Source organism: Caulobacter sp. CCG-8, assembly GCF_037402475.1.
GTDB lineage: Bacteria > Pseudomonadota > Alphaproteobacteria > Caulobacterales > Caulobacteraceae > Caulobacter.
Map to the genome: position 1 here is coordinate 51,229 of NZ_JBBEUD010000005.1, position 26,076 is coordinate 77,304.

Consider the following 26,076-nt stretch of genomic DNA (forward strand, 5'->3'; position numbering starts at 1 on the left):
TGGGATGAGCGGGGGAAGGTGAGGGCGCTCAGAACACCTTCATCTCGACCAGCCGCATGTCCTTGCCGGGCGCCAGGTCGAACACCGCCCGCAGCTTGCCGGCCGTCACCGGCGCCCAGGTCGTCCTGTCGACGCCGTTGGCCGACGGCGTGGCGGACTTGGCGACCTCCACCCATTTGCCGTCCCTCCACGCCTCCAGCCGATAGCGGGCCGGGGCGGCCAGGGCCTTGTCGTCGGCGAAGAAGCTGAGTTCGGCGGCGGCCACCGACGTCGGCTTGCCGAAGTCGACCTCGAACCAGGCCTTGCCCACGCCCGCCCCCGGCGACCAGCCGTTGGCCATCTCCGGGAAGAACCACACCCGCCCGTCCAGGGCCTGGTGCACGGTCTTGGGATCGGCGCCGGACGAGGCCGAACCGCGCGGATAGTCCGAGCGCACCAGATTGACCGCCAGGTCGATCGGCCGAGCGATCGGGGCGGGGGCCTTGCGGGCGAGGGGGACGGTCAGCCGCGCCAAGGTCGGCGAAGCCGCCACCTCCTGGCCGTCGACGCTGATCACCAGCCCCTGGCGGCCGTAGCGCGCGCCGTCGGCGTCCCAGGCGATGGTCACCAGCCGCCCGTGATAGGCCACGTCCTGCAGGCGGAAGTACTTCAGGAAGTGCGGATCGGCCGGGTCGGTCGGGGCCAGCGGATTGACCTCCAGCACGTCGTCGGCGCGCGGGCGCAGGCCGACCAGGCCGGTGATCATCAGGTCCACATAGCCGGAGTGATTATAGTGGTGGCTGCGGGCCAGGCCGACGATCGGCTTGCCGGTGGCGGGGTCGTAGTCCTCCTCCAGGTCCGGCTTGCCGTCCTGGTAGTGCAGGGCGGTGTACTGGGCCAGCAGGCGGGCGTAGTCGGCGCGGGCGACCACGTCCTGCCTGTAGTCGTTCAGCAGGTTGGCCAGGCCCGTCAGCACCTGGGTGGTCTGGAACGGCCAGACCGGCCCGTTCCATTGGCACTCCGGCGCGGTCCCCTCGTAGCGGTACTGGCGCATGTAGTATTCGTACGACGGCTCCACCGTGCGCAGGCCGAAGGGCCCGGCCAGTTCGTCGGGATCGACCGCGTGCTTCCAGGCCTGGGCGTAGGCGGGCGTGTCGTCGGGCAGGCCGAAGGTCCAGGGCACGTAGCCGACCAGTTCGCGGCCGCGGATCGGGTCCCAGTACTTCACATGGTCGTTGTTGATCCGGTGGCGGTCGACGAAGTGCGCGAAGCCGTCGTTCCACAGGCTCTTCTGAACCTGCGTCTTCAGGGACTGGGCTCGGGCCTCGTAGTCGGCCGCCGCCGCCGTGTCGCCGGTCAGGGCCGAGAGGCGGCTGATCGCCTTGGCGTTGGCGTACATGTAGCTGTTGATCGAGGGGCGGAAGGCGTGGCCGCCGGTGAAGCCGTCCTTGCCGCCCGAGGCGTCGATCGAGCTGATCGTATATTCGGTGGCGTCCAGCAGCGGCTCGATCCAGTACAGCTTCTTGTCGAAGTCGTAGTGGTCGTCCCACAGGGCGTAGATGTGCTTCATCGCCGCCAGGTGGCGCGTGGCGGCCGCCTGGTCGCCGTCGACCAGGTAGCGGGCGTACGTGGCGTCGGCGATGGCCTCGGCGAAGTGGCGGTCGTTGCCGCCGCCCTCGTACATGAAGTCGATATAGTCGCCGGCGTAGCGGCGGTCGCGCAGCCAGCGGCCCTCCTGGATATGGAAGCCCGTGGCGTCGTTGAGGCTGGCGTAGGGCCAGCGCTGCCAGCCGACGTCGTCGAGGAACTCGGTGGTGATGTAGCCCCGCGGGCCCAGGTCGCGCTGGTGGGCGCGGAAGACGCTCCAGCGGTAGTAGTAGATCTGGTCCAGCCTCTGGTCCGAGGATTCGAACAGCGGGATGTTGTCCTCGTACCAGGCCGCGTCGGCGCCGAAGCGGGCCGAGGCGACGGCGTGGGCGTCGAGGCGGGGCGAGGGGGCGGTTCGCCCGGTTCCTGGCGAGAGGGCGGTGGTCGCCAGCAAGGCCGCCGCCAGGCACAGTCCCGCCATCCGCATCGCCCGTTCTCCCCGTCTCGTTATTTTGTCTGAGTATTTATGCGGGATTTGGCGCGCGCCGCCAGCCCCAACCGACCGGCCGTCGGTCGCGACGACGGAGGCGGTTTACATCGGCGCCGTTCGCCCCTAGAGAGCTGCGCCATGTCCGCGACCGCGACCAAAATCATTACCCGCAAAACGACCCGCCTCGGCGGGGCGTGTGCGGGTGTGTGCGCGGCCTAAGCCGCGACGCCCCGGACCAGCCCCGCCGATGCGCGGGGCCCCGTCTTTCCCAGACCGGCAGACACCCCCGCGCCTCTGCACCTTCAGGAGACGCAACACCGTGAGCCAGACCTTTTCCTCTTCCAATCCGCCCGCCGTCGGCATCGTCGGCGCGACCGGCCTCGTCGGCGAGATGATGCGGGCCCTGCTGGCCGAGCGGAACTTCCCGATGAAGTCCCTGCGCCTGTTCGCCTCGGCCCGCTCGGCCGGGAGCAAGCTGGCGTTCGGCGGCCGGGAGATCGTGGTCGAGGACGCCGCCGCCGCCGACTACGCCGGCCTGGACATCGTGTTCTTCTCGGCCGGCGGCGACACCTCGCGCGCCCTGGCGCCGAAGGTCGCCGCGGCGGGCGCGGTCGTGATCGACAACTCCTCGGCCTTCCGCTCCGACCCCGACGTGCCGCTGGTGGTGGCCGAGGTGAACCCCCACGCCCTGGACGTGATCCCCAAGGGCATCGTCGCCAACCCCAACTGCACCACCATGGCCGCCATGCCGGTGCTGCGGCCGCTGCACGAGGCCGCGGGCCTCAAGCGCCTGGTGGTCTCGACCTACCAGGCGGTGTCGGGCGGCGGCGTCGCGGGCATCGAGGAGCTGGAGGGCCAGATCCGCGCGGGGGCCGAGGACGGCGTGGCCCTGGCCCGAGACGGCCAGGCCGCCGACCTGCCCGCGCCGAAGAAGTGGGCCGTGCCGATCGCCTACAACGTGGTGGCCCTGAATTACGTGCTGGGCGAGGACGGCTACACCGAGGAAGAGACCAAGCTGCGCGACGAGAGCCGCAAGATCCTCGAGATCCCCGGCCTGCCGGTCTCGGGCACCTGCGTGCGGGTGCCGGTCTATTCGGGCCACTCGCTGTCGATCAACGCCGAGTTCGAACGACCGCTGTCGCCGCAGCAGGCCGTGGACCTGCTGGGCGTCGCGCCGGGCGTGGTGGTGACGGCCGTGCCGAACCCGCTGGAGGCCACCGGCCAGGACCCGGTCTTCGTGGGCCGGGTGCGGGTCGACCCGACCGTCGAGCACGGCCTGGCCCTGTTCGTCAGCGCCGACAACCTGCGCAAGGGCGCGGCCCTGAACGCCGTGCAGGTGGCCGAGGTGCTGCTCGCTCGCCGAGGCTAGTCCTGGCGCGGGGGCGGGCTATGCTCGCCCCCGGCCGATGGGCGGCCCTGGAGGAGAGACGGCGATGGCGATCTTTCTAGCCCTCTACATGGGCTCCGACACCCCGATGGACCCCGGCGCGATGGACCCGGCCGAGATCGAACGGGGCATGGCCGCCTGGGGCCAGTGGATGACCGACCACGCCGAGTCCGTGCTGGTGACCGGCGGTCCGCTGGGCAAGACCAAGAAGACCGGCAAGGACGGCGTCACCGACATCCGCAACAAGGTCGCCGGCTACGTCATCGTCGAGGCCGACTCCCACGAGGCGGCCGCGCAGATGTTCGAGAACCATCCCCACTTCGCGATCTTCCCCGGGGACTCGGTGGAGATCATGGAGCAGCTGCCGATCCCCGGTCAGGGCTAGGCGCTTCTTTCGTTGTCTTCCCGGAAAGCGCGCAGCGCTTGTCCGCGACCCAGAGCAGCCGCACCGCATTTGCCCAGTCCCCTGGGTCCCGGACAGCCTCTGCGAGGCTTCCGGGATGACAACCGCTTTTGCGATCTACCCCCGCCCCCACAGCCGTTCGAACTTCCAGCCGGTCAGGTTCTCGACGATCGCCTTGGACTCCGGGCTTTCAGCCTGGGTCTCGCCGGCGCGCAGGCGCTCGACCTCGTGGATCAGAACCTCGTGGGTGCGGGCGTTGAGGCGGAACGACCACGAGACCCACAGGCCCCACAGCATGACCAGGATCGGACCGGCGACCATCACCAGCACCACGGCGCGCACCGCCTCGGGAGACTGGACCACAGTCGCGCCGGGATGGGCCTTGTCGGGCGACACGAAGCCGCCCAGGCCGATCAGCGAGGTGGTGGCGACGATGGCCCCCGACTGGGCGATCTTGCGCACGAAGGTCATCACCCCGGCGAAGATGCCCTCGCGACGCTGGCCGGTCACCGCCTCGTCAACGTCGGGCAGGTAGTTGTAGACGCTCCAAGGCACGAAGTTCAGCGTTCCACGGCCCAGACCCGCCAGGATGATCGGCACGAACAGCCAGAACAGCACGGTCGGCGAGGCGCCGCCGCCGAACAGGTTGCCGCCCAGCGCCGTCAGGCCCTCGGCGAAGCCCGCCGGCCGGATCAGGTAGAAGGCCAGGAACAGCAGCAGGGCCGCGCCCACGAAACTGATGGCCATGCGGTAGGCGGCCGTGGGGCCGGTGCGGATGACCACGTTGATGGCGATCATCACCGAGATCAGCTGGGCGACGTACATGGTGGTCATCAGCTGGGAGATCACCAGGGTGGCTCCCATCATCACCGTGGCCACGAACAGCGGGAAGGCGGTGTTGAAGATGTCCTGCGAGATATAGCCGCCCAGATAGAGCGACAGGTGCTGGCGGAAGGCCTTGATGCGCAGGGTCGAGAACAGGTCGCGGAACATGTTGATCGGGATCAGCGCCGCCTTCTCCCAGTCCAGCGGCTCGGGCTGGATCAGCTTCTCGGCCTCGGTGTAGGGCCGTTCCCAAGTGAACAGCACCACCAGCAGCACGACCAGGCTGAACAGGCCGCCGAAGATCGCGGCCATGATCAGGAAGGTGCCGGACGAGTCCTTGCCGCCGAAGTGGTTGATGATCAGGGTCGGCAGGTACGAGGCCAGGATCGCCGAGCTCTGGGCGATCAGCATCCGCACGCCCGCGAACTTGGCCTTCTCTTTGTAATCCTTGGTCATTTCCGCCGCGAGGGTTTCCCACGGGATCAGGAACATCGTGTACAGGAACTCGAAGAAGACGAAGGTGACCAGGTAGTAGAGGAAGGTCTGGCCCGTCACGAAGATCAGGGCGAAGCAGGGCAGCAGCGGAATGGTCAGGATCAGGAAGATCTTGCGCCGGCCGATGCGCCGGCCGACCCAGGTGTGGCGCAGGTTGTCGGAGACATAGCCGATCAGCGGGCAGGTGATCGCTTCCAGCAGGCGCGGAAGGCCCAGGATCAGGCCCGTCTCGACCGCCGACAGCCCGCAGAAGGTGATGAAGAAATAGGCCAGCCAGCCGGTGATGACCGCCTGGGCCCCGGCCCCCAGCATGTCGCCGGAACCCCAGCTCCAATACGTGACCCAGGAGGGTTTGCGCGGTTCCGACGTCGCCATCAGCATCTCATTCCCAAATGTTCAAAGGCCTCTGACGGACCTTGGATTTCCTTGCCTCCCTCATCCGTTCATCCCCGCGAAGGCGGGGGTCCAAGCCGAGTTTCCAGCACGCACTCGGTAGGCTCAGCTTGGGTCCCCGCCTTCGCGGGGATGAGCGGTTAGAAAGAAGGTTCTAGATGAAGGCCCGCTGGAACTCGCCCAGGGCCAGGATGGCCAGGGACTGGCCGTACGGCATCGAGGTCAGCGGGATGTCCTTGTAGCCCTGCAGGGTGTCGAACACCGGGGTGCCGAACGACACCTGCTGCAGCTCGCCCTTGTCGTCGATATTGGCCAGCACGCCCTTCAGCGCCCTGATGCCCATCTCCTGGTAGTCCTTGGAGACGTAGCGCTTGCGCACGGCCTTCAGCACGCCGTAGGCGAAGCCGGCCGTGGCCGAGGCTTCCAGGTACGAGGTCTTGTCGTCGACCAGGGTGTGCCAGAGGCCTGTCTCGGCGTCCTGGTAGCGGGCCAGGGCCTTGATCTGGGCTTCCAGCGTGTCGATCAGGAAGTCGCGCAGGGCGTCGCCGGGCTTGAGGTCCAGCAGCTCGATGAACTCCGGGATGGCGATCGTCACCCAGCAGTTGCCGCGCGCCCACAGGGCGTCGGCGAAGTTATGCCGGCCCTCGAACGTCCAGCCGTGGAACCACATACCGGTCTTGCGGTCGGCCAGGTACTTCACGTGCACCATGAACTGGCGCTTGGCCTCCTCGACGAAGTCGTCGCGGCCCAGCAGCAGGCCGATCTTGGCCAGGGGCAGGACGCTCATCATCAGCGTGTCGTCCCACAGCTGCTGGGGGTTCTCGCTGTTGAAGACGATGTGCTGGAAGCCGCCTTCCTCGGTGCGCGGGCCCTCGTACATGACGTAGTCGGCCCAGGTCTCCAGATACGGCAGGTAGGTGTGGTCGCCGGTGGCTTCGTAGAGGTAGGCCAGGGTCAGGAACGGCGAGACCGTGTTGATGTTCTTGGTCGGGGTGCCGGCCTCGAAGCGGTCGGCGAACCACTGGGTCATGATCTCGAGCGCCCACGGGTCGGCGGTCATCTCGTACTGCTTCCACAGGCCGTACAGGCCCACGCCGTGGGTCCACTCCCAGTCGTTCCAGCCCTTGGTGTCGATGACGCGGCCGTCGTCCAGGCGCAGCAGGAACTCGCCCGTCTCGTCCTGGATGTCGACCAGGTTGCTGATCAGCAGGGCGATCTTGGCCTTGATGTCCTTGGCCTCGAGGCCGTGAGCGAGATTGGGCACGATAGTCTCCAGTATCAGTCGAAAGCGGCGGGGGAGCGCCGGGTCTCAGGGTTTGAAATCGGGCGCGGGCACGCGGGCGACGGGGAGGCCGCCGCGCACCGTGCGCAGTCTTACTAGCTTCACTTCCTCCAGGGCGTCGCCGGGGGCGCCGTCGCTGGTCACCGCCAGGGCGATGGTGTTCTTGCCGTGCGGATCGATGATCCCGTTGGGCAGGACGAAGGTCCGCTGCGGGCCGACATTGGCGATGAACTGGCCCATGTTCCAGCCGTTGACGAAGATCAGCACCCGGTAGCGGCCCGGCGAGCGCGGCTTGTCCGGATCGCCGATGGTCAGGCCCAGGGTGGTGTCCTGGTCCTTGGGCAGGGCCAGGTCGAAGCTGGTGCGGTACCAGGTCGTGCCGGCGTAGGGCTGGGTCGCCGCCATGTCGGCCTTGGCCCAGGCGGCGTCCGGGAAGCCCGGCAGGTGCCAGCCCATTCGCTCGCCGTACTGGCCGCCGTTGTTGGCGTTGCCGCGCACCGGGTCCTGGATGTCCTCGCCGCCCAGGTTGCCCTGGACCTTCCAGGCGATCGGCACGGCGAAGCTGTAGGAGCCGGGACCCGACAGCGAGGCCGAGACCAGGCCGCGAGCCTCCTTGTGGAAGTCGTCGGCGTCCAGGTCCCAGTTGTGGCCGTTGTTGCGGACCATCACCGAGATCACGTGCTCGCCGGTTCCGCGCAGGTCCTCAGGCAGCTTGAAGGTGGCGACGCCCGTGGTGATCGGGCGCGGCAGGCCGCCGTCCAGCTCGTGCTGGCCCAGGAACCGGCCGTCCAGCCAGACCTGCAGCATGCCCGCCCCACCGCCGCCGTAGTGCAGGGTCAGGGTGTCGATGCCAACGTCGGACCCAGCCTTGGCCGTGTAGCGGCCGCGATACCAGACGTCGCCCTGGTGGAAGCCGTAGGCGCTCATGTCGAGCACCGGTTGCCCCGTGGGACCGCGCACGGTCGAGCCGCTGCGGCGGCCCTCGGCCTTCAGCCACGCGCTGTCGTCGAACTTGGGATCGGCCTCGGGCGAACCGGGCGCGGTCTTCCAGGTCAGCTGGGCCAGGTCGGGGAGGGCGATCGCCGCCGGACCGGCCAGCGGCTTGTCGGCCAGCAGGCTGCCCGAGGCGGTGGTCCTGGTCGCGACCTTGGCGCCGTTCCAGCGGATCGCGCTCACGGCCTTGGGCGCGAAGACCTCCAGCGGGCTGTCGGCCTCGGTGTCGCCGGTCAGGCTCAGCACGCCGCCCTTGATCGCCTCGCCGCGCACCAGGCCTGGACCGCGGATCAGCAGGTCGTCGCGGCGCCAGAAGGTCTGGCCGGTCTCGGCGTCGACCAGCAGCAGAGTCAGGGGCGGACGGCCGCCGCCGACGATCCGCACGCGGGCCAGGCCCTTGTGTTCATAGGTCAGCTTCAGGTCGCCCTTGGCGGCGTCGAAGGCCGAAGCCACGTCGCCGTCCAGCACCTCGACCTTGGGGGCGGACGTGTAACGCAGCACCGTCTCGCCCGCCTCGCCGGCGCGGCCGTAGAGCAGCGCCAGGTCGCCGTCGTTCCATTTCAGGCGCGTCTGGATCTCGGACGTCGAATAGACCAGCCGCTGGCCGCCCAGGTCGTAGGACGCCATCAGCAGCTTGCTGTCCTGACCCTTGATCCGCGAGGGGACCACGTACTCGCCGTCGCGGGTCTTCAGCTTGAAGGTGAAGGCCTCGTCGCCCGTGGCGCTGCTGGGATTGTGGACCACCACATAGAGGTGGCTTCCGGTCTCGGCGTTGACGTTGTGATAGACGCGGACCTTGTCGTTGGACGGGGTCACGGCCTCGCCCTTGTCCATGCGGGTCAGGTCGGGCACGGCGGCGATGAACTCGCCCATCTGCTTCATCACCCGGGCCTTGTCGCGCAGGCCCCGGGCCTCGTCGATCGCCGAGCCGTAGTCGTAGGACGTGAACACCACCGGGGCCGGCAGCCAGCCCCAGCTGGTCCCGCCATAGGTCATGTAGAAGCTCTGCAGCGTCAGGCCGTTGGCGATGTTCGTGCCGTAGAACACCCGCTGGTAGCCGACGCCGCGATGGATGGCGGTGCAGTCGTAGTCGCCGTTGCTGCCCCAGTAGTCGAACCAGCCGCCGCCGAACTCGGCCAGGAAGCCGGGGGTGTTGGGGCTGGCCGAGGCGCCGCCCTTGGCCCCGCCGGGACCGTACAGGCCCCAGTCCGGCGCGACGCCCGGCGACGACGGCGTGGAGTCGACCTTGCAGCTGCCGCCCGGATAGCCGTCGAAGGCGTAGAGGTCGTTGGGGCCCTCGACCGTGCCCGGCACGTTCGAGCCCTTGGGGACCCAGTAGCCGTTGCGGCCCTTGTCGTTGTGGAAGATCGGGACGGTGATGCCGTCGGCCTTGGCCTTGTCGTCCAGCCACTTCATGTAGCGCTGCTGCGGCGCGCCGACGACGTCCAGCTCGTTCTCGATCTGGTGGGCGATGACCGTGCCGCCGCCGGTGGTCAGCTGGTGGCGGGCGATGACGGCGTTGATCTGGGTCAGCCACTCGTCGGCGGCGGTCAGATATTCCGGCGCGTCGGTGCGGGCGCGGGCCTGCTGGTTGACCATCCAGCCCGGGAAGCCGCCGCGCGTCAGCTCGGCGTTCACGTAGGGCCCGGCGCGGGTGATGACGTAGAGGCCTTCCTCCTTCGCCATGGTCAGCACGCGATCCATGTCGCGCACGCCGTTGAAGTCGTAGACCCCCTGTTTCGGCGAGTGGTAGCCCCAGTCGAAATAGATCGCGACCGTGTTGTAGCCGCTGGCCTTCATCTTCTGGAGGATGTCGCGCCACAGGTCGGGGCTGGGCACGCGGAAGGGATGGAACTCGCCGCCCCACGAGTAGATGCGCTGGCCGTCGACCTTCAGCGAGTACTTGTCCCAGGTGATCTGGTGGGCCCCAATGGCCGGCGAGCCGGGCTTGGCCGCGACGGCGGTCTCGCCGCCCTCCTTCAGCACCGTGAAGTGGCGCACGGTCCCCGACAGTTCGGGCAGCTCGGTCTTGGGCGTCCAGGTGCGGAAGCCGTCCTTGCTGTCCGACCACCAATACCGCTTGGACATGTACTCGTCGAAATAGATCCGCCACGCGCCGTCCGGCGTGCGGGTCAGGGCGGGCCCCTCCAGGAACTTGCCCCAGCCGGCCCAGTCGCCGGTCCCCTTGGCCTGCCACGGCCCGTCCAGCGAGGGGGCGGTCCACAGCTCGACGAACTTGCTGGTCTCGTTCTTGGCGAAGGCGTTGTAGAGCCCGCCCTCGCGCACCACGAAGGTGTCGATGAAGTTGGGGCCCAGGCCCGACAGCGGTTTCGGCGCGCTCCAGGCGGCGAGCGAGGCGTCGGCGGCGACGATCCGGTAGGGCTGGAACGAGCCCTGCTGGCCGGTGGTCGAGACCGACAGGATCAGGTTCACCGAACCGTCCTGGTCGACGAACCACTCCGGCGCCCAGCTATTGGTCGCGCCCGGGACCTCGACCTTCACGTCGCGCAGGAAGGTCCAGTCGGTCAGGTCCTTGCTGCGGGCCAGGCCGATCGTGTCGCCGGCCCAGCCGGTAGTGTAGGCGACGTAGTACCAGCCGTCCGAATGCTTCATCACGCTGGGATCGCGGATCAGCCCCTTGGGCGGGGTGTAGGCCAGCGGCTTCTTCGGGGTGAAGCGCGTCCCGTCCGCCGAGTCGTAGACGCTCATGTTCGACTGGCTGGCGTTGGTGAACGCCGTCATCGTGTAGCGCACGGGCTCGGCGAGCGCCGAGGTCGCCAGCAGGGCGGCCGTCAGTCCGAGAACGGGGAGGAGAGGGCGAGGCATCCTCAGCCCCCGAAGTAGAAGACGGGTTTCAGCGGCCATTCCACCGGCTTGTTGTCCGGATGGACCTCCATCAGGTCGGCCATGTAGTCCCACCAGCGCTTCATCACCGGCTGCAGCGGCAGAGCGTCCTTCTTGTTGTCGGGGCGCAGGCGCAGCACGGCGAAGAGGCTCATGGTCCCTTCGTCCAGGAAGATCGAATAGTCGTGGATGCCCGCCTCGCGCAGGGCGGCGGCCAGGTCGGGCCACAGCTCGTCGTGACGGCGCTCGTATTCGGCGGCGACGCCGGGCTTGAGCTGCATGCGGAAGGCGAGGGGCCGGTCCTGGTTGCTCATCGTGTCCTCCCGTTTCTTGTCTTGTCGTTCGCGTTCAGGTGGTGGGCGGCGGCAGGCGGTAGATCCGGCTGGCCGTGCCGCCGAACAGCAGGGCCCGCTCGGCCTCGCCGAAGCCGGCGGTGATCGCGTCATAGGCCTCGTAGAAGCCGCCGAACGACCCGTGCACCTTCTCGACCGGGAAGTTGCTGGCGAACATGCAGCGGTTGGGGCCGAAGGTCTCGATCACCCGCAGCACGAAGGGCCGCAGGCTGTCGGTCGTCCAGGTCCGGTCGATCATGGCCAGGCCCGAGATCTTGCAGCTGACGTTCGGCCGCTGGGCCAGCAGGGCCAGGCCGTCGCGCCAGGTCGCCAGGCCGGCGTCGTCGCGGTCGGTGGGCATGCCGGCGTGGTTGACGATCACCGGGATGTCGGGATGGGCGGCGGCCAGCTCGGCGGCGGCCGCCATCTGCGAGGGATAGAGCTGCAGGTCGAACGACAGGCCGTACCTGGCCAGCAGGGCGTAGCCCTTGCGCCACTGGTCGTTCAGCAGCAGGTCGGTCGGGCCGTAGGTCTTGGCCGGGTCCTTGTGCCAGTTGACGATCTGGCGCACGCCCCGGACGTTGGTCCGCGACGCCTGGGCTTCGAGCAGAGGCTCGACGCCCGGATCGTCAAGGTTGGCCCCGCAGACGATCCCGCCGATCACGCCGCGCGTGTCGGCCAGGCCCTGCAGCCAGTCGGTCTCCGACAGCTGGTCCTTGGGCGGCAGGCCGCATTCGACGTGGACGGTCTGGACGACGTTCCAGCCGGCGGTGTCGGCCAGGTAGTCGTCCAGCCCGTAGGACTTGTAGGCGATCGGCGACATGTCGCCGGCCGGATTGTTCGGCAGCGGGGTGTCCTGGAGCCAGCTGTAGTAATGCCGGTCCAGGTCCCACAGGTGCATGTGCGGGTCGATGATCGGGCCGAGATAGGTCATCGCTCCGCTCTTTCCTAGAAGGTCGTGCGGCCGCCGGAGGTGTCGAAGGTCGAGGCGGTGGTGAAGCTGCACTCCTCGCTGGCCATGAAGCAGACCATGGCCGCGCTCTCGTGGACTTCGCCCAGGCGGCCCATCGGGATCTTGCCCTTCATGTACTCGACCTGGCTCTGGGGCAGCTGCTCCAGGATCGGGCTCTCGAAGGTGGCCGGGGTCAGGCTGTTGGCGATCACGCCCTTGGTGGCCAGCTCCTTGCCCAGCGATTTGGTCAGGCCGATCACCGCCGCCTTCGACGCCGAATAGGCGCCGGCGTTGGGGTTGCCTTCCTTGCCCGCCACCGAGGCGACGTTGACGATGCGGCCGTAGCCCTGGGCGATCATGAACGGCGCCAGGGCCTTGCAGCAGTAGAAGACGCCGTTGACGTTGATGTCGAAGACGCGCTTCCAGCTGTCGGTCGGATACTCGTACACGGTGGCCGTGGCCCCGGTGATGCCGGCCGAGGCGACCAGGATGTCGACGCGGCCCAGGGCCGCATTGGCGGCCTGGCCGGCGGCCAGGACGGCCGCTTCGTCCGAGACGTCCAGGGCGACGGTGTGCTTGGCGCCCACCTCGGCGGCGGCGGCCTTCAGGCCCTCGGCGTCCACGTCCCACAGCGAGACCTGGCCGCCCTCGGCGACGATGCGCGCGGCCACGGCCTTGCCCAGGCCCGAGGCGCCGCCCGTGATCACCGCGACGCGGCCGGCGAAGCGGTTCGGATAGACCTTGGGGGAGGAGACGGTGCTCACGCGACGCCTTCCTTGGACCAGGCCACGACGATCTGGCGCTGCTCGCCCAGCTTCTCGATGCCCAGGCGGATCTCGTCGCCGGCTTTGAGATAGACGGGCTCGGGCTTCTGGCCCATGCCGACGCCCGGAGGCGTGCCGGTGGTGATCAGGTCGCCCGGCTCCAGCGTCATGAACTCGCTGATGTACGAGACCAGCTTGCTGATCGGGAAGATCATGGTCTTGGACGAGCCGTCCTGCTTGCGCTGGCCGTTGACGTCCAGCCACATGCCGAGGTTCTGCGGGTCGCCCACCTCGTCCGAGGTGACCATCCACGGGCCGACCGGGCCGAAGGTGTCGCAACCCTTGCCCTTGTCCCAGGTGCCGCCGCGCTCGATCTGGAAGGCGCGCTCGGAGACGTCGTTGATCAGCACGTAGCCGGCGACGTGGTCCAGGGCCTCGGCCTCGGAGACGTACGAAGCGCGCGAACCCATCACGACGCCCAGCTCGACTTCCCAGTCGGTCTTCAGCGAGCCCTTGGGGATCATCACCGGGTCGTTCGGGCCGGTCAGGCAGCTGACGGCCTTGGTGAACAGCACCGGCTCCTCGGGGATCGGCAGGTTCGACTCGGCGGCGTGGTCGGCGAAGTTCAGGCCCACGGCGATGAACTTGGAGACGCCCTTGACCGGCACGCCGTAGCGGGGCGAGCCCTCGACCAGCGGCAGCGACTTGGGATCGATCGCGGCCAGCTTCTTCAGGCTGGCGGGCGACAGCTCGGCGCCGGTGATGTCGGCGACGACGCCGGACAGGTCGCGGATCTGGCCGTCGGCGTCGAGGAGGCCGGGCTTTTCGGCGCCGCGGGGGCCGTAACGAAGCAGTTTCATGGGTCTACGCTTTCGAGGAGATCAGCGGGCGTAAGGCCGGTGCAGACCGACCTCGCGATTGAGTTCGACGCCGAAGCCGGGGGCGTCGGAGAGTTTCAGCTTGCCGTTCACCGGCACGGGCTCGCCGATCAGCTGCGGGTGGAACATCGGCACCACCTCGTCGGCCTTCGGGGCCATCATCAGGAATTCGGCGAACGGGCTGTTATGGCGGGTGACCACGAAGTGGTAGCTGTAGACGCTCGAGCCGTGCGGGATGCACAGCACGCCGCGGCTGTCGGCCAGGTTCGAGATCTTCACCAGCTCGGTCATGCCGCCGCACCAGCCGACGTCGGGCTGGATGATGTCGCAGCACTCCATCTCCAGCAGCATGCGGAAGCCCCAGCGGGTGGCCTCGTGCTCGCCGGTGGTGACCAGCATGCCCTTGGGGGCGTTCTTCTTCAGGTCGCGATAGCCCCAGTAGTCGTCGGGGCTGAGCGCTTCCTCGATCCACTTCAGGCCGTACTCGTGGGCCTTGTGGGCCAGCTTGGTGGCGTAGTTCAGGTCCAGCGCCATCCAGCAGTCGAACATCAGCCAGAAGTCCTCGCCGCAGCGCTCGCGCATCGTGGCCAGTTCTTCGAGGTTCTTGCGCAGGCCTTCCTCGCCCTCGGCCGGGCCGTGGTGCAGGGGCATCTTGCCGCCGATGAAGCCCATCTTCTTGGCCAGGTCCGGACGCGCGCCCGTGGCGTAGAAGGTCAGCTCGTCGCGGACCTTGCCGCCCAGCAGGTGGTAGACGGGCTCCTGGCGCAGCTTGCCCAGCAGGTCCCACAGCGCCAGGTCGACGCCCGACAGGGCGTTCACGACCAGGCCCTTGCGGCCGTAGTACTGGGTCGAGAAATACATCTGGTCCCAGATCTTCTCGACCTCGGTCGGGTCGCGGCCTTCCAGGAAGCGGGCCAGGTGCTTCTCGACGATGTAGGCGGCCGGCTCGCCGCCGGTGGTCACCGCGAAGCCGACCGTGCCGTCGGCGGCCTCGATCTCGACGACCAGCGTGCCCAGCACGTTGATGCCGAAGCTCTGGCGGCTCTGGCGGTATTCCGGATAGCGCGACATCGGGGTGGCGATGTGGTCGTCGATCCAGTGGCCTTCGCCCTGATCGTGATAGTCGGCCCCGCCGCCACGCACGACATAGGCCCGAACTTGCCGGATGAGGGGAAACGGCATGGGAAAAACCAGCTCCAGCCCACACTTCCTAAGAGGAAGCGATCTACTTAAAGGAAGAGAAGGGCGTATCGTGAGGCTAAGGCCTTCGACATGCTTGGCGAAACCTTGAGCGGCCGCGCCTACCTCCCCGGAGACGTCCTATGACACGGTGGCGCGCGCCGACTTTTGGTGACCGGATCGTCGCCTTCGCCGCTTGCGCTAGGTACCATATTATGAGAGAGAGTGCTACAAAATGAAACGTGACGCGTCAAGGGGAGCCGAACCGGTGGCCAAGGATGATAGTGCGAACGGCAAGGCGCCCAGCGGCAGCCAGACGCTCTTCCGGGGCCTGGACCTGCTGGACGTGGTCGCGGACTCCGGCACCATCGGCCTGCCCGCCCTGGCCCAGCGCCTGGGCCTGACCCGCAGCACGACTCACCGCCTGGCCACGGCCCTGGTCGAGCGCCGCCTGCTGGCCCAGACCCCGCGCGAAGGCTACAGCCTCGGCTCCAAGCTGCTGGAGCTGGGCTACCTGGCCGGCCAGCAGATGGACCTGCCCCGCGTGGCCCGCCCGTATCTGGAAAAGCTGTGGGACGAGCTGGAGGACACGGTCCACCTGGGCGTCCTGGAAGACGACCGCGCCCACTATCTGGACAAGCTGACGGGCCGCCGCCGGATCAACATCTCCTCGCGCGTGGGCGATCGCCAGCCGATCCGCTCGACGGGCCTGGGCAAGGCCCTGGTGCTGGACGACACCGAGGAGCGCTGGCGCGAGCTCTATCGCAAGGAAGGCCCGCGCTCGGCGCACGGTCCCGACGAAGAGCAGTGGATCGCCTGGATGCGCGACTACGCCAAGAAGGGCGTGGCCTTCGACCTCGAGGAGAACGAGGACCGCATCCGCTGCGTCGCCGCCCCGATCCGCGGCCCCAGCGGCGCCATCGTCGCGGCCATCAGCGTCTCCGGCGCGGCCCAGTACATGGACGACGCGCGCATGAAGGACCTGACCACGACGGTGCGTGACTGCGCCAACGCCATCGGCGTCGAGCTGGGATGGAACGAGAAGAGGACGCCCGCCAAGCGGTAGGTCGTCCGTAGAGTTCAGTGGAGGAACGATGCTTCTGAAGGACAAGGTGGTGCTGGTGACCGGCGCCTCGCAGGGGATCGGCAAGGCGGCCGCCATCGGCTGCGCCCAGCACGGCGCGGACGTGGCGATCAACTACCATTCCGACGAGGCCGGCGCGGCCGACGCCGTGGCGCAGATCGAGGCCCTGGGCCGCCGGGCCATCGCCGTGAAGGGCGACGTGGCCCAGGTCGAGACCGCCGCGTCGTTCGTGGACGCCGCCGTCAAGGCGTTCGGCCGGGTCGACGTCTTCGTCAACAACGCCGGCATCTGCCCCTTCCACGCCTTCCTCGACATGCCGCCCGAGGTCATGGAGCGGACGATGAAGGTCAATCTGTTCGGCGCCTACTACATGGTGCAGGCGGCGGCCAACCAGATGGTCCGCCAAGGCGACGGCGGCGCGATCATCGCCGTCAGCTCGATCAGCGCCCTGGTCGGCGGCGGCATGCAGACCCACTACACCCCGACCAAGGCCGGCGTGCACAGCCTGATGCAGTCGACCGCCATCGCCCTGGGCAAGTACGGCATCCGCTGCAACTCGGTGCTGCCGGGCACCATCGAGACGGCGATCAACAAGGAAGACCTGGCCGACGTCGCCAAGCGCGAATACATGGCCGGCCGCATCCCGCTGGGCCGCCTGGGCGAGCCCGACGACCTGGCCGGGCCGATCGTCTTCCTGGCCTCGGACCTGGCCAAGTACGTGACCGGCGCGGCCCTGCTGGTCGACGGCGGCGCGTTCGTGAACCTGCAGTAGCCCCGTGATCGTCTCGTCCACCACGGACTTCCGGGAGGCGGCGCGGCGCAAGCTGCCCCGCTTCCTGTTCGACTATATCGACGGCGGCGCCTATGCCGAGCGGACCCTGGGCCGCAACGTCTCGGACCTGGCCGACCTTTCCCTGCGCCAGCGGGTGCTGAAGGACGTCTCCCAGGTCGACACCTCGACCACCCTGTTCGGCCACTACCAGGCCCTGCCGGTCGCCCTGGCCCCGGTGGGGCTGACGGGAATGTACGCGCGGCGCGGCGAGTGCCAGGCGGCCAAGGCCGCCGCCGCCAAGGGCGTGCCGTTCTGCCTGTCGACCGTCTCGGTCTGCGACCTGCAGGAGGTGTCCAGGGCCAGCCCGACGCCGATCTGGTTCCAGCTCTACGTGCTGCGCGACCGGGCCTTCATGCGCGACCTGCTGGCCCGCGCCGCCGACGCCGGGGCTACGGCCCTGGTGTTCACCGTCGACATGCCCGTGCCCGGCGCCCGCTATCGCGACGCCCATTCCGGCATGAGCGGTCCCAACGCCGCCGCGCGGCGGCTGATGCAGGCGATGTTCAAGCCCGCCTGGGCCTGGGACGTGGGCGTCATGGGCCGGCCCCACACCCTGGGCAATGTCGCCCCGGTGCTGGGCGCGAACTCGGGCCTCGAGGACTTCATGGGCTGGCTGGGGGCCAATTTCGATCCCTCCATCCAGTGGAAGGACCTCGACTGGATCCGCGACCAGTGGAAGGGCCCGCTGATCATCAAGGGCGTGCTCGATCCGGAAGACGCCAAGGCCGCCGCCGACATCGGCGCCGACGGCATCGTGGTGTCCAACCACGGCGGGCGGCAGCTGGACGGCGTGCTGTCCTCGGCCCGCGCCCTGCCGGCCATCGCCGACGCCGTGGGCGACCGCCTGACCGTCCTGGCCGACAGCGGCGTGCGCTCGGGCCTGGACGTGGTGCGGATGCTGGCCTTGGGCGCCAAGGGCGTGCTGCTGGGCCGGGCCTTCGTCTACGCCCTGGCCGCGCGCGGCGGGCTGGGCGTGACCCAACTGCTGGACCTGATCGAGAAGGAGATGCGCGTGGCCATGGCCCTGACCGGCGTCAACACCCTGGATCAGATCGACAGCTCGATCCTGGCCAAGGTGGACCGATGAGCGTGCTGGCCCTCGTCGCGGCCCTGGCGCTGCAGACCGCGCCCGGCGCCCCGAAGCCCGACCTCACGGACGTGCCCCCGCCGGCGGCCATGGAAGCGCCGGTCGCCCGCATCCTGATCGCCAGCGACTCCACCGCCGCCAACTACGGCGCCTCGGCCTATCCACAGATGGGCTGGGGCATGGTGCTGAAGTGCTCGCTGGACCCCCGCGTCGAGGTGGTGAACCTGGCGCGCGGCGGTCGCTCGACCAAGACCTTCATCGAGGAAGGCCTGTGGGACGGCCTGCTGGCCAAGCTCCAGCCCGGCGACACGGTGCTGATCCAGTTCGGCCACAACGACGCCGACCGCGTGAAGATCGTCCGCTTCACCGACCCCCAGGGCGCCTACACCGCCAACCTGACCCGCTTCGTCGCCGACGTGCGGGCCAAGGGCGGCCGGCCTGTCCTGGTGACCCCGATCGCCAAGCATGTGTTCCTCGACGACAAGGTCCAGGAGACCCACGGCGCCTACGCCCTGGCGGTGCGGGCCGTGGCCAAGGCCACCAAGACGCCGCTGATCGACCTGGACGCCGACATGATGGGCGCCCAGCAGGCCTTGGGCGAGCCGGCCTCGCGCCGCCTCTACCTGATCTACACGCCCCAGGACCACGTCGCGCGCTACCCGAACGGCAACAGCGACACCACCCACATCAACGAGGGCGGGGCGCGCCTGGCCGCGTCGCTGGTGGCGGGGCGGCTGGCGTTCCTGGACCTGCCGGTCTCGGCCTATGTGCATCCCGCCTCGACCGGCGTGCAGCCGATCCTCGGCGGCCCGCGCTGTCTGGGGCGGTAGCGGCTTAAGCCCTCATTGATCCGCTCATCCCGGCGAATGCCGGGACCCAGATCCCATGGCGGTGTGTCGGGCTGGGTACGCTCCGAGTTCGAGGAACCCGCTTCAAAACCATTCCATCTGGGTCCCGGCATTCGCCGGGATGACCGAAGGCGAGAGGGAAGCAAAAGAAAAGCGGGACGCCTGAAGTGGCGCCCCGCTGGCCCGGATGGGGGGAAGAGCGGGCGAGTCCGTGTGTGGGGAGGGACGGAACCGAGGTTCAGATCCCGACGGCTAAAGTTCCATAATATGGAACATCATCCGATATAATGAGAATGCTTGACAGCAGGCGCGATGTCAAGCCACAGGTGGATAAAGGCTCAAAGTGGCCTGGCCAATTTGGAGGCGCCACCATGCGACACGTAGCGGGATCGATCCTGGGCGGCCTGGTCGCCGCCTGCCTGGCCGGCGCATCGACCGCCGCGCCGCGTATCGACCGGTTCTTCAACGACGGCTGGCGCATGACGACGGGCGAGATCGCCGGCGCCGAGAAGGCCGACCTCGACGACGCGGCCTGGACCCCGGTCACCCTGCCGCGCGCCTTCAACGAGGACCAGGCCTTCCGCGACGCCAGCACCGACCAGAAGGAAGCGGTGATCTGGTATCGCAAGCGCTTCGTCCTGCCCGCCGGCGCCGACCCGGGCGGCAAGGCGTTCCTGGCCTTCGACGGCGTGCGCCAGGCGGCCGACGTCTATGTGAACGGCGTGCGCGTGGGCGGCCACGAGAACGGTGTCTCGGGCTTCGCCGTCGACGCCACCGCCCAGCTGAAGCCCGCGCCCTTCGTCAACGTCGTCGCCGTGCGGGTCGACAACAGCTGGACCTACAAGGAGCGCGCCACCGGCAGCGCCTTCCAGTGGAACAACAAGAACTTCAACGCCAACTACGGCGGCGTGAACCGGGCGGTGCGCCTGCACCTGACCGACGGCCTGCACCAGACCCTGCCGTTCTATTCCAGCCTGGGGACGACCGGCGTCTACGTCTGGGCCGACCGGTTCGACATCCGGCGCGGGGCGGCGACCGTCCACGCCGAGTCCCAGGTGCGCAACGACTCCGGCCGCCCGCGCACGTTCAAGTACCGGGTCAGCCTGCGCGACGTCGACGGCAAGCCGGCCGGCGCCTTCGAGGGCCCGACGGTCACCCTGGCGCCCGGCGAGACCCGCACCGTCTCGGCCCAGTCGCCGCTGACGGGCCTGCACTTCTGGAGCTGGGGCTACGGCTATCTCTACACCGTGAGCACCGAGCTGGTGGAGGACGGCGCCAGCGTCGACGCGGTGACCACCCGCACGGGCTTCCGCAAGACCGAGTTCCGGAACGGGATGATCTATCTCAACGACCGGGTCATCCAAGTCCACGGCTACGCCCAGCGCAGCACCAACGAATGGCCCGCCCTGGGCCCGGACGCGCCGCCGTGGGTCAGCGACTTCTCCAACCGACTGATGGTGCAGAGCAACGGCAACCTGGTGCGCTGGATGCACGTGACGCCGTCCCGCCAGGACATCGACTCGGCCGATCGCGTGGGCCTGATGCAGGCCCTGCCGGCCGGCGACGCCGAGGGCGACGTGACCGGCCGCCGGTGGGAGCAGCGGGTCGAGGTGATGCGCGACGCGGTGGTCGCCTTCCGCAACAACCCTTCGGTCCTGTTCTACGAGGGCGGCAACGAGAACATCAGCGAAGAGCACATGGCGGAGCTGAAGGCCGTGCGCGACCAATTCGATCCGCGCGGCGGCCGCGCCATCGGCTCGCGCGAGATGCTCGACAGCAAGGCAGCCGAATACGGGGGCGAGATGCTCTACATCAACAAGAGCGCGACCAAGCCCGTCTGGGCCATGGAATACATGCGCGACGAGGCGGCGCGGAAGTTCCAGGACGAGCTGACCCCGCCGTTCCACGCCAACAGCCCCAACTACAACCGCAACCAGGACAGCTATTCCGCCGAGGCGGTGCGCCGCTGGTACGATTACTGGCGCGAACGCCCGGGCGGCGGGGATCGCGTCAGCTCGGGCGGCGTGAACATCGGCTTCACCGACAGCAACACCCACTTCCGGGGCGACAACAACTATCGCCGCAGCGGCGAGGTGGACGCCATGCGCCTGCCCAAGGACGCCTTCTACGTCCACCAGGTCATGTGGGACGGCTGGGTCGATGTCGAGCATCCCCGCAGCCACATCGTCGGCCACTGGAACTACGCGCCCGGGACAGTGAAGGACGTGACGGTCGTCTCCAGCGCCGACAGCGTCGAACTGCTGCTGAACGGCAAGTCGCTTGGGAAGGGCGTGAAGTCGGACGGCTTCCTGTTCACCTTCGCCAAGGTCGCCTGGTCGCCGGGGACGCTGAAGGCGATCGGCCGCGACGCCCGTGGCAAGGTGGTCTCGACCGACGAGCGGGTCACCACCGGTCCCGCCGTGGCCCTGCGCCTGACCCCGCACGCCGGTCCCTCGGGCTGGCGGGCCGACGCGTCCGACATCGCCCTGGTCGACGTCGAGGCGGTGGATGCGCAGGGGCGGCGCGTGCCGACGGCGCTGGACCTGGTGAAGTTCGACCTGTCGGGTCCGGCCGAGTGGCGGGGCGGCATCGCCCAGGGCGACTCCACCGGCAGGAAGCCGGTCGAGGTCGCCGGTCCGGCGGTGAACGTCGTCACCCAGGCGGCCGGCAAGGACGCGGTGACCCACTACGAGGGGACCAATCGCGGCGACGACAACTTCATCGGCTCGAAGACCTTGCCGATCGAGGCCGGGATCAACCGCGTGGCCCTGCGCTCCACCCTGGCGGCCGGCAAGGTCGTCGTCACCGCCGCGGCCGAGGGGCTGAAGCCCGCCAGCCTGACCCTCGACGTCGCCCCGCCGCCGGCCGAGGCGCCGCTGCCGCCCGTGGACCTATCGCGCGGCCCGACGCCCGCCACCCCGTCCTACAAGGTCCGCCGCGTGGCCCTGAAGGCCGCCGCGGTGGTCGCCGGCTCCAACGCCGCCGACGTCGGGAAGGCCACGGACGACGACGAGACCACCCACTGGGCCAGCGACGGCCGGCTGTCCGACGCCTGGCTCGAGTTCCAGTACGCCCAGCCCCAGCGGGTGGACGAGGTGACGCTGAAACTGATCGGCTGGCGCCTGCGCGCCTATCCGCTGCGCATCACCCTGGACGGCCGGGTCGTCTACGAGGGCGTGGCCCCCAAGAGCCTGGGCTATGTCACCCTGCCGCTGAAGGCCGCCCCCGCGGGCCGCAAGCTGCGCATCGCCCTGACCGGACCCACCGAGGACCGCGACGCCTTCGGCAAGATCGTCGAGATCACCGGGGCCCGGGCGGGGCTGGATACGGGCGCGGAGAAGGTCAAGACCGGCGGCGCACTGGGGGTGATCGAGGCCGAGGTCTATCGGGGGCTCTAGGGCGCGGTGGTCCCGAAGGCAGCTCGATCGTCGCCGCCAGCCCGCCTTCGGGGCGGTTGGCGAGGGTCAGGCGGCCGCCCTCGCCCTTGGCCAGGGCCTGGACGATCGACAGGCCCAGGCCCGCGCCGCCTGTGCGCCGGTTACGCGAGGCCTCGCCGCGTTCGAACGGAGCGGTGATGGTCTCCAGCATCTCGACCGGGAGCCCCGGCCCGTCGTCCAGCACCATGATCTCGACGCGGCGGCCGAGGGGACGGGCGTCGACCGTCACCGCCCCGCCGTAGCGGGCGGCGTTGTCGATCAGGTTGTCGACCATGCGACGCACGGCCAGGGGCGAGGCCCAGGCCGCGCCGGCCGCTTCGGGCGCCAGCAGCACCGCCTGGCCCATCTCGAGGCGCAACGCGACCAGGGTCTCGAGTTCCTGGCGGACGTCGATCGATCGCGCGCCGTCGCAGCGTCCGGCGTCCTGGCGGGCGAACAGCAGGGTGTCGTCCAGCAACTGGGACATCTCGGCCAGGTCGCTCCCGGCCTTGGCGCGCTGGGCGTCGTCGGCGATGAACTCGGCGCGCAGGGTCAGACGGGTCAGGTAGGTGCGCAGGTCGTGGGCGATGGCCGCCAGCATCCGCGTGCGTTCGTCCATCAGCCCTCGTATCCGGCCCTGCATCGTGTTGAAGGCCGCGGACAGTTCGCGCAGCTCGCGCGGCCCCCGCAACGGCAGGGCCTTGGCGTCCAGGTCGTCGCCGAACCGCGCGACCTCGCGGGCCAGATGGCTGACCGGCTGGGTGGTCTGGCGCACCGCCAGGACCAGCATCAGCAGGGTGACGACCAGCAGGGCGGCGGCGGCGAGGGAGACCCGGCTGAAGAATTGCCGCGCCGTCTCAGGGGCGCGACGGCGCAGCACCAGCACCTCGCCGTCGGCCAGCCGCACCGACAGCCGCAGGGCCTGGCGGCCGGGCAGGGCGTCCTGGCGCAGCCGGCCGCCGCGCCGGATGTCGATCCGCAGGTCCCGCTCGCCCAGCGCCTGGCGATAGGCCCGATAACCGGGATCGCCCGCGTCGGCGACCCGGGCCCGCAACGGCACGGGCAGGAAATCGGTCTCCAGGGTGGTGCGGATGACGCCGGTGTCCAGCGCCTTGACCACCTTGGGCCGGGCCGACGGCGGGCTGGCCTCGACCGCCTCGACGATGGCCCGGGCCTCGGACGGCCGGGGCAACTGGTAGAAGCGCACGCCGCCTTCGCCCCGCCCCTGCGGCCAGACCAGCAGGGCGGCCCCGATCACCAGCATGACCGCCAGCCCGGCCAGCAGGATGGCCGTCATGCGCGTGGAGAGGTTGTCGGACAGCATCATGGCTAGAGCCGCTCGGCCGGCGCGCTGAACAGGTAGCCGCCGCCGCGCACGGTCTTGATCAAGGCCGCGCCGCCCAGCTTGCGGCGCAGGCGGCTCAGCAGCACGTCGACGGCGCGGTCGAACGGTTCGGCGCTGCGGCCGCGGGTCCAGTCCAGCAGCTGGTCGCGGCTGAGCACCCGCTGGGGGTGACGCAGGAAGGCCATCAGCAGGTCGTGCTCGCCGCCGGTCAGGGTCACGGGCCGGCCATCGGGATCGGTCAGGTCGCGGCTGGCCGTGTCCAGCCGCCAGCCGGCGAAGCCCAGCACCTCGCCGGGCGGTGTGCTGGTCACGCGATGGACCTCGCGGGTGCGGCGCAGGATCGCCTTGACCCGGGCCAGCAGCTCGCGCGGATTATAGGGCTTGGCCAGATAGTCGTCGGCCCCGATCTCCAGGCCGATCACCCGGTCGATGTCGTCGCCCTTGGCGGTGACCATCAGGATCGCCGTGTCGCCGGCCGCCCGCAGGCGACGGCAGACCGACAGGCCGTCTTCGCCCGGCATCATGATGTCCAGCAGGACCAGGTCCACGCGACGGCGGGCGGCCAGGCGGTCGAAGGCCTCGGCGTCGGCGCAGCCCACGACGTCGTAACCCTCGCGGCGCAGCAGCCCCAAGGTCAGGTCCCGGATTTCGGCGTCGTCTTCCACGACCGCGATCAGCGTGTTGTCGGCCATGGTCAAGGAGATGCCTCAAGCCCCGGCCCAGCGGAAGCCGCCACTCGGCCCGTTTACACTTCGACACAGTTCGTCGGGCGCGAGCAAACCGGGGATTGCCCGGCGGTGGTCAGATGGCGGCGTCGAGGGACACCGACCCCACTCCCCATGGAGCCATCATGCGTAAGACTTCCATCCCGGCCGCCGGCCTCTCGTCCCTGGCGGTTCTCGCCGCCATGATCGCCGCGCCCGCCCAGGCCGGCCAGCACGGCCGTTTCGTCAGCGTCCAAGGCGCGCGCGGCCACGGCTATGTCCACAATCGCAATGTCAGCCGCCAGCCCGGCGCGATTTCGGTCTCGCGCGGGACGCAGACCAACTCCGGTCGCGGCGTGGCCAGCAACCGCAACGCCAGCTGGGGCGACGGCGCCTATCACGGCGGGGCGTCCCGCACGTTCAACAACGGCGCCTCGGCCAGCCGTTCGACCAACGTCGTCAACAACGGCGACGGCACGGTCAGCTACGACCATTCGCGCACCGGCTACGACGGCTCGACGCGTTCCGTCAGCGGGACGGTGACCCGCCCCTGATCGAACCCGTCCAGGCCCGCCGCGCCAGGCTCCCCCAAACGGCGCGGCGGGCGTTCTCCGGAGACTGAACATGAAGATCCTGACCCTGTCCCTCATCTGCCTGGCCGCCATGGGCGCTTCCGGCGCCGATGCGGCCTCGCGCACGCCCGGCGCGGCGCTCGACAAGGCCGACGCCAATCACGACGGCTATGTCACCCGCGACGAATTCAGAGCCTCGCGCGCGGCGCAGTTCCAGCGCTTGGACCGCAACGACGACGGCGTGGTGACGCTGTCGGAGTTCCCACGCCTGGCCAAGTCGAACCGTCCCAAGGCCCAGGCCCTGAAGACGGTGATCACCCACGCCGACCGCGACGGCGACGGCCGGGTCACCCGCGCCGAGTTCGTCGACGGACCGGCTCCGTTGTTCGACCGCGCCGATCGCGACCATGATGGGCGACTGTCACGCGACGAGGTCGCCGCCGTCCGCGACCAGCTCGAGGGCCTGAAATGACGTCACGCCGAAGCGCCTTGCTGATCGTCCTGGCGGTCGCGACCCTCGGCGGGGCCGGCGCCGTCGAGGCCGCTCAGCCGGGGCTGGGCCTGCGCGGGCCGATGCGCCAGCGCCTGCTGGAGAAGAAGGCCGAGGAAGAGCGCCCGATCGACCTGCAGGCCATCCTGACCGGCGCCCGCAAGCAGACCGACGCCTACGGGACCGACCCCGCCCAGCGGCTGGACGTCTATATCCCCCCTCACGCCCACGGTGTGCCGATCCTGGTCATGGTGCACGGCGGGGCCTGGATGATCGGCGACAAGGCCAATACAGGCTCGGTCGAAAACAAGCTCAAGCACTGGCTGACCCGCGGCTGGATCGTGGTCAGCGTGAACTATCGCATGCTGCCCGACGCCATGGCTTACGAGCAGGCCGAGGACGTGGCCGACGCCGTCCAGTGGGCCCAGGGCTATGCCGAGGACTGGGGCGGCGATCCGGACAAGATCATTCTGATGGGCCACTCGGCCGGCGCGCACCTGGTGGCGCTGGTCTCGTCGCGACCCGACATGGTCGGCCGGCCGTGGGCCGGGACGGTGGTGCTGGATTCGGCCGCCATGCAGGTCTCGGCGACCATGGCCGGCCGTCACCCCGGCTTCTACGACCGCGCGTTCGGCGCCGATCCCACGTACTGGGCCAAGGCGTCGCCGATGGACCAATGGACGCCCCGGGCCGTGCCGATGATGCTGGTCTGCTCGACCCGACGGCCGGACGATCCGTGCGACGACGCACGGCGGTTCCAGGCCAAGGCCCGGGCGGCAGGACGCGACATGCCCGTCCTGCCGCAAGCCCTGACCCATGCCGACATCAACCGGACGCTGGGGTTGCCCGGGGCTTATACCGATGCGGTGGACGCGTTCATCACCGAGCGGTTGAAGGGGCGGTAGCCGCCAGCGC

General features: G+C 69.3%; 21 protein-coding genes. 10 read left to right on the plus strand and 11 right to left on the minus strand.

Features of this window, described 5'->3' with window-relative positions; all coding sequences use genetic code 11:
• Positions 1 to 28: 28 nt before the first annotated feature.
• Positions 29 to 2,053: an amylo-alpha-1,6-glucosidase gene (locus WAE60_RS05915; protein WP_337685394.1), complete on the minus strand. Its 2,025-nt coding sequence runs from the start codon at positions 2,051 to 2,053 to the stop codon at positions 29 to 31.
• A 322-nt stretch (positions 2,054 to 2,375) separates the two neighbouring features.
• Between WAE60_RS05915 and WAE60_RS05920 the strand changes: the two genes are divergently transcribed.
• Together WAE60_RS05920 and WAE60_RS05925 are read left to right on the plus strand one after the other, a co-directional pair.
• Positions 2,376 to 3,425, plus strand: a complete 1,050-nt coding sequence (locus WAE60_RS05920) for an aspartate-semialdehyde dehydrogenase (RefSeq protein WP_337685395.1) — start codon at positions 2,376 to 2,378, stop codon at positions 3,423 to 3,425.
• 64 nt (positions 3,426 to 3,489) lie between these two features.
• The gene (locus tag WAE60_RS05925) at positions 3,490 to 3,828 is read left to right on the plus strand and encodes a YciI family protein (protein ID WP_337685396.1); all 339 of its coding nucleotides are present in this window, start codon (positions 3,490 to 3,492) and stop codon (positions 3,826 to 3,828) included.
• Between the two features lie 135 nt (positions 3,829 to 3,963).
• On the opposite strand, the gene WAE60_RS05930 is transcribed toward WAE60_RS05925, so the two are convergent.
• The 8 genes from WAE60_RS05930 to rhmD all read right to left on the minus strand — a co-directional run bounded on the left by WAE60_RS05930 (position 3,964) and on the right by rhmD (position 14,786).
• Positions 3,964 to 5,541 carry an MFS transporter gene (locus WAE60_RS05930; protein WP_029907039.1) on the minus strand — a complete coding sequence of 526 codons (1,578 nt, stop codon included), beginning with the start codon at positions 5,539 to 5,541 and terminating at the stop codon, positions 3,964 to 3,966.
• Between the two features lie 172 nt (positions 5,542 to 5,713).
• Entirely contained in the window at positions 5,714 to 6,823 is a 1,110-nt protein-coding gene (locus WAE60_RS05935; protein WP_337685397.1) for a glycoside hydrolase family 88 protein, read from the minus strand.
• Between the two features lie 45 nt (positions 6,824 to 6,868).
• On the minus strand, positions 6,869 to 10,660 hold the full coding sequence (locus tag WAE60_RS05940; RefSeq protein ID WP_337685398.1) for a beta-galactosidase: 3,792 nt from the start codon (positions 10,658 to 10,660) through the stop codon (positions 6,869 to 6,871).
• Between the two features lie 2 nt (positions 10,661 to 10,662).
• Positions 10,663 to 10,992 (minus strand): L-rhamnose mutarotase, encoded by a 330-nt coding sequence (rhaM, locus tag WAE60_RS05945; protein WP_337685399.1) that lies wholly within the window; start codon positions 10,990 to 10,992, stop codon positions 10,663 to 10,665.
• A gap of 34 nt (positions 10,993 to 11,026) precedes the next feature.
• Positions 11,027 to 11,944: an amidohydrolase family protein gene (locus WAE60_RS05950; RefSeq protein WP_337685400.1), complete on the minus strand. Its 918-nt coding sequence runs from the start codon at positions 11,942 to 11,944 to the stop codon at positions 11,027 to 11,029.
• A 14-nt stretch (positions 11,945 to 11,958) separates the two neighbouring features.
• The gene (locus WAE60_RS05955) at positions 11,959 to 12,726 is read right to left on the minus strand and encodes an SDR family NAD(P)-dependent oxidoreductase (protein WP_029907044.1); all 768 of its coding nucleotides are present in this window, start codon (positions 12,724 to 12,726) and stop codon (positions 11,959 to 11,961) included.
• Entirely contained in the window at positions 12,723 to 13,586 is an 864-nt protein-coding gene (locus WAE60_RS05960) for a fumarylacetoacetate hydrolase family protein (RefSeq protein WP_029907045.1), read from the minus strand. The genes WAE60_RS05955 and WAE60_RS05960 overlap by 4 nt, the downstream gene beginning before the upstream one ends.
• Before the next feature lie 21 nt (positions 13,587 to 13,607).
• On the minus strand, positions 13,608 to 14,786 hold the full coding sequence (gene rhmD / locus WAE60_RS05965) for an L-rhamnonate dehydratase (protein WP_029907046.1): 1,179 nt from the start codon (positions 14,784 to 14,786) through the stop codon (positions 13,608 to 13,610).
• 265 nt (positions 14,787 to 15,051) lie between these two features.
• On the opposite strand from rhmD, the gene WAE60_RS05970 reads away from it, so the two are divergent.
• The 5 genes from WAE60_RS05970 to WAE60_RS05990 all read left to right on the plus strand — a co-directional run bounded on the left by WAE60_RS05970 (position 15,052) and on the right by WAE60_RS05990 (position 22,032).
• Positions 15,052 to 15,849, plus strand: a complete 798-nt coding sequence (locus WAE60_RS05970; RefSeq protein ID WP_029907047.1) for an IclR family transcriptional regulator — start codon at positions 15,052 to 15,054, stop codon at positions 15,847 to 15,849.
• 28 nt (positions 15,850 to 15,877) lie between these two features.
• Positions 15,878 to 16,639 carry an SDR family NAD(P)-dependent oxidoreductase gene (locus WAE60_RS05975; RefSeq protein WP_337685401.1) on the plus strand — a complete coding sequence of 254 codons (762 nt, stop codon included), beginning with the start codon at positions 15,878 to 15,880 and terminating at the stop codon, positions 16,637 to 16,639.
• Positions 16,640 to 16,643: 4 nt separating this feature from the next.
• On the plus strand, positions 16,644 to 17,786 hold the full coding sequence (gene lldD / locus WAE60_RS05980) for an FMN-dependent L-lactate dehydrogenase LldD (RefSeq protein ID WP_337685402.1): 1,143 nt from the start codon (positions 16,644 to 16,646) through the stop codon (positions 17,784 to 17,786).
• Positions 17,783 to 18,616, plus strand: coding sequence for a rhamnogalacturonan acetylesterase (locus WAE60_RS05985; protein ID WP_337685403.1), 834 nt, complete (start codon positions 17,783 to 17,785; stop codon positions 18,614 to 18,616). Before lldD ends, WAE60_RS05985 begins: the two co-directional genes overlap by 4 nt.
• 389 nt (positions 18,617 to 19,005) lie before the next feature.
• Complete coding sequence (locus tag WAE60_RS05990) at positions 19,006 to 22,032, plus strand: DUF4982 domain-containing protein (RefSeq protein ID WP_337685404.1); 3,027 nt, start codon at positions 19,006 to 19,008, stop codon at positions 22,030 to 22,032.
• On the opposite strand, the gene WAE60_RS05995 is transcribed toward WAE60_RS05990, so the two are convergent.
• Positions 21,977 to 23,377: an ATP-binding protein gene (locus WAE60_RS05995; RefSeq protein ID WP_337685405.1), complete on the minus strand. Its 1,401-nt coding sequence runs from the start codon at positions 23,375 to 23,377 to the stop codon at positions 21,977 to 21,979. The two genes, WAE60_RS05990 and WAE60_RS05995, sit on opposite strands and share 56 nt — an antisense overlap.
• Positions 23,378 to 23,379: 2 nt before the next feature.
• A complete protein-coding gene (locus WAE60_RS06000; protein ID WP_337685406.1) occupies positions 23,380 to 24,087 on the minus strand; it encodes a response regulator in 708 nt (235 codons plus the stop codon).
• A 158-nt stretch (positions 24,088 to 24,245) separates the two neighbouring features.
• On the opposite strand from WAE60_RS06000, the gene WAE60_RS06005 reads away from it, so the two are divergent.
• From WAE60_RS06005 to WAE60_RS06015, 3 genes are all read left to right on the plus strand, one after another.
• Positions 24,246 to 24,653: a hypothetical protein gene (locus tag WAE60_RS06005; RefSeq protein WP_337685407.1), complete on the plus strand. Its 408-nt coding sequence runs from the start codon at positions 24,246 to 24,248 to the stop codon at positions 24,651 to 24,653.
• A gap of 70 nt (positions 24,654 to 24,723) precedes the next feature.
• Complete coding sequence (locus tag WAE60_RS06010; protein ID WP_337685408.1) at positions 24,724 to 25,143, plus strand: EF-hand domain-containing protein; 420 nt, start codon at positions 24,724 to 24,726, stop codon at positions 25,141 to 25,143.
• Entirely contained in the window at positions 25,140 to 26,066 is a 927-nt protein-coding gene (locus WAE60_RS06015) for an alpha/beta hydrolase (protein WP_337685409.1), read from the plus strand. Before WAE60_RS06010 ends, WAE60_RS06015 begins: the two co-directional genes overlap by 4 nt.
• The last annotated feature ends 10 nt before the right edge of the window (positions 26,067 to 26,076 follow it).

Bases quoted from the DNA above. Each gene is read 5' to 3' on its own strand.
- WAE60_RS05915 (WP_337685394.1), bottom strand. From the start codon at position 2,053: ATGCGGATGGCGGGACTGTGCCTGGCGGCGGCCTTGCTGGCGACCACC.
- WAE60_RS05925 (WP_337685396.1), top strand. From the start codon at position 3,490: ATGGCGATCTTTCTAGCCCTCTACATGGGCTCCGACACCCCGATGGAC.
- WAE60_RS05930 (WP_029907039.1), bottom strand. From the start codon at position 5,541: ATGGCGACGTCGGAACCGCGCAAACCCTCCTGGGTCACGTATTGGAGC.
- WAE60_RS05940 (WP_337685398.1), bottom strand. From the start codon at position 10,660: ATGCCTCGCCCTCTCCTCCCCGTTCTCGGACTGACGGCCGCCCTGCTG.
- rhaM (WP_337685399.1), bottom strand. From the start codon at position 10,992: ATGAGCAACCAGGACCGGCCCCTCGCCTTCCGCATGCAGCTCAAGCCC.
- WAE60_RS05950 (WP_337685400.1), bottom strand. From the start codon at position 11,944: ATGACCTATCTCGGCCCGATCATCGACCCGCACATGCACCTGTGGGAC.
- WAE60_RS05960 (WP_029907045.1), bottom strand. From the start codon at position 13,586: ATGAAACTGCTTCGTTACGGCCCCCGCGGCGCCGAAAAGCCCGGCCTC.
- rhmD (WP_029907046.1), bottom strand. From the start codon at position 14,786: ATGCCGTTTCCCCTCATCCGGCAAGTTCGGGCCTATGTCGTGCGTGGC.
- WAE60_RS05975 (WP_337685401.1), top strand. From the start codon at position 15,878: ATGCTTCTGAAGGACAAGGTGGTGCTGGTGACCGGCGCCTCGCAGGGG.
- WAE60_RS05985 (WP_337685403.1), top strand. From the start codon at position 17,783: ATGAGCGTGCTGGCCCTCGTCGCGGCCCTGGCGCTGCAGACCGCGCCC.
- WAE60_RS05990 (WP_337685404.1), top strand. From the start codon at position 19,006: ATGCGACACGTAGCGGGATCGATCCTGGGCGGCCTGGTCGCCGCCTGC.
- WAE60_RS05995 (WP_337685405.1), bottom strand. From the start codon at position 23,377: ATGATGCTGTCCGACAACCTCTCCACGCGCATGACGGCCATCCTGCTG.
- WAE60_RS06000 (WP_337685406.1), bottom strand. From the start codon at position 24,087: ATGGCCGACAACACGCTGATCGCGGTCGTGGAAGACGACGCCGAAATC.
- WAE60_RS06005 (WP_337685407.1), top strand. From the start codon at position 24,246: ATGCGTAAGACTTCCATCCCGGCCGCCGGCCTCTCGTCCCTGGCGGTT.
- WAE60_RS06010 (WP_337685408.1), top strand. From the start codon at position 24,724: ATGAAGATCCTGACCCTGTCCCTCATCTGCCTGGCCGCCATGGGCGCT.
- WAE60_RS06015 (WP_337685409.1), top strand. From the start codon at position 25,140: ATGACGTCACGCCGAAGCGCCTTGCTGATCGTCCTGGCGGTCGCGACC.